We start from the raw sequence: 3,141 nt of genomic DNA on the forward strand, positions 1-3,141 counted from the left end.
CTAAGAGTTCATTGACATGTTGGGAGCAAAAGAGAAGAGAAGAAGGATTTGTTTGTAAGGCAAGCGAATCAAGGGCGCATGGGGGATACCTAGGCTCTCAGAGGCGATGAAGGACGCGGTAAGCTGCGAAAAGCTGCGGGGAGTGGCACACACACGTCGATCCGCAGGTGTCCGAATGGGGCAACCCGGCTGGTTGAAGACCAGTCATCCTTTTAAAGGAAGCGAACGGGGGGAACTGAAACATCTAAGTACCCCTAGGAGAAGAAAACAAGAGTGATTCCGCAAGTAGTGGCGAGCGAACGCGGAGAAGCCCAAACCGGATCTGTTACGGCAGGTTCGGGGTTGTAGGACTGTTCAAGTGGTCAACAAGTGAAGCCGAACGCTTTGGGAAAGGCGATCGTAGAGGGTGAGAATCCCGTAGGCGTAAGCGCGTTGATTGAGACAGGATCCTGAGTAGGGGGGGACCGGAGGAATCCCCTTTGAATCCGGCGGCACCATCCGCCAAGGCTAAATACTCCTGAGAGACCGATAGTGAACGAGTACCGTGAGGGAAAGGTGAAAAGTACCGCGAGTAGCGGGGTGAAATAGACCTTGAAACCATGCGCCTACAAGCGGGCGGGGCCCCTTCGTGGGGTGACGCCGTGCCTTTTGCATAATGAGCCTACGAGTTACGGTCACTGGCCAGGTTAATGCTTTCAAGAGCAGGAGCCGAAGCGAAAGCGAGTCTGAATAGGGCGACAAAGTCAGTGGCTGTAGACGCGAAACCCGGTGATCTACCCTTGGTCAGGTTGAAGCTTTGGTAACACAAAGTGGAGGACCGAACCGGTAAACGTTGAAAAGTTTTCGGATGAACTGAGGGTAGGGGTGAAAGGCCAATCAAACCGGGAAATAGCTCGTACTCCCCGAAATGCCTTTAGGGGCAGCGTCGAGGTTGAGTCATGGTCAGGTAGAGCTACCGATTGGACTAGGGGGAGTCAAATCCTACCAAATCCAGACGAACTCCGAATGGGCGATGATATACTCGGCAGTGAGGGCTGGGGTGCTAAGGTCCCAGTCCGAGAGGGGAACAACCCAGAGCATCGGCTAAGGTCCCCAAATCCAGACTAAGTTGAACTAAGGGGGTCCGACTGCAGAGACAGCCAGGATGTTAGCTTGGAAGCAGCTATACATTTAAAGAGTGCGTAACAGCTCACTGGTCGAGCGGGGCGGGCATCGATAATAAACGGGCATCAAGTCTGGTACCGAAGCCATGCGATTGAAAAATCGGTAGGGGAGCATTCCCAGGGGGGTGAAGTTGTAGCGTGAGCTATGGTGGACCGCTGGGAAAAGCAAATGTAGGCATAAGTAACGATAATGCGTGCGAGAAACACGCACACCGAAAGACCCAGGTTTCCTCCGCTATGCTAATCAACGGAGGGTCAGGCGGGGCCTAAGGAGTAGCCGAAAGGCGAAGTCCGATGGACAACCGGTTAATATTCCGGTCCTTGCCGTTAGTGTGAAGAAGTGACGGAGTTTTGTGGTTGCTACGTTCTGACGGAATAGAGCGTTGAGCCGAGCCTACGGGCGAAGCGAAGCAGCGAAAAGACTTCCAAGAAAAGCTTCTGAAACATCAGCTGACGGCAACCCGTACCGTAAACCGACACAGGTGGTCGAGAAGAGAATTCTAAGGTGCTCGAGTGAATCACGGCTAAGGAACTCGGCAAATTAACCCTGTAACTTCGGGAGAAGGGGAGCCTCCTTACGCAAGTAAGAGGTCGCAGAGAAATGGCCCAGGCGACTGTTTAGCAAAAACACAGGACTCTGCCAAATCGTAAGATGACGTATAGGGTCTGACACCTGCCCGGTGCCGGAAGGTTAAGAGGGGATGTTAGTGCGCAAGTGCGAAGCATTGAATCGAAGCCCCGGTAAACGGCGGCCGTAACTATAACGGTCCTAAGGTAGCGAAATTCCTTGTCGGGTAAGTTCCGACCTGCACGAATGGTGTAACGATCTGGGCACTGTCTCGGCCGTGAGCTCGGTGAAATTGTAGTAGCGGTGAAGATGCCGCTTACCCGCCACGGGACGGAAAGACCCCGTGCACCTTTACTATAGCTTTGCATTGGTTTCGGGTCAGGGATGTGTAGGATAGGTGGGAGGCTGTGAAGTGGTGTCGCCAGGCATCATGGAGCCACCGTTGAAATACCACCCTTCGCTGGCCTGGGATCTAACTTCTTTAAAAGAAGGACCGTGCATGGTGGGTAGTTTGACTGGGGTGGTCGCCTCCGAAAGGGTAACGGAGGCTTCCAAAGGTCGGCTCAGTACGCTTGGTAACCGTACGTGGAGTGCAATGGCACAAGCCGGCTTGACTGCCAGACCGACGGGTCGCGCAGGTGGGAAACCAGGGCATAGTGATCCGGTGGTTCTGTATGGAAGGGCCATCGCTCAAAGGATAAAAGGTACGCCGGGGATAACAGGCTGATCTCCCCCAAGAGCTCACATCGACGGGGAGGTTTGGCACCTCGATGTCGGCTCGTCACATCCTGGGGCTGGAGAAGGTCCCAAGGGTTCGGCTGTTCGCCGATTAAAGTGGCACGCGAGCTGGGTTCAGAACGTCGTGAGACAGTTCGGTCCCTATCTGTGGTGGGCGCAGGAAGATTGACGGGGGCTGCCCTTAGTACGAGAGGACCGGGGTGGACCCACCGCTGGTGAACCGGTTGTTCCGCCAGGAGCACGGCCGGGTAGCTATGTGGGGAACGGATAAGCGCTGAAAGCATCTAAGTGCGAAACCGGCCCGAAGATGAGTCTTCCACATAAGGGTCGTTGGAGACGACAACGTTGATAGGCCGCAGGTGTACGCGTTGAAAGACGTTCAGCTGAGCGGTACTAATCACCCAAGAGCTTGCCTTTTTATACTTTTTCAGCTTTCTTTTCTTTTGCTCTCAGCGTGTTACATGAATCATGACATTATAATAATAGAAGTCCCCCTGCTGGGTGGGCGACGGGCACAGCCCGCACCCCCGGCAGCCCCGCAAGAACTTGCTGGTGGCTATGGGGCGGGTGTTCACCTCTTCCCATCCCGAACAGAGAAGTTAAGCCCCGCACCGCCGATGATACTGGGTCAACCCCCGGAAAAGTAGGTAGCCGCCACGAGACCATCAAACC

Annotated in this window: 2 rRNA genes; both read left to right on the plus strand. The window is 54.5% G+C overall.

What is annotated here, in order from left to right:
- The first annotated feature begins 57 nt into the window (after positions 1-57).
- Positions 58-2,886: ribosomal RNA gene (locus HNQ92_RS28475) — 23S ribosomal RNA — on the plus strand.
- A gap of 131 nt (positions 2,887-3,017) precedes the next feature.
- Positions 3,018-3,129 (plus strand): 5S ribosomal RNA (rrf, locus tag HNQ92_RS28480).
- The last annotated feature ends 12 nt before the right edge of the window (positions 3,130-3,141 follow it).

Origin of the sequence: Rhabdobacter roseus (genome assembly GCF_014202275.1) — a bacterium.
In the GTDB taxonomy this organism is placed as follows: Bacteria; Bacteroidota; Bacteroidia; order Cytophagales; family Spirosomataceae; genus Rhabdobacter; species Rhabdobacter roseus.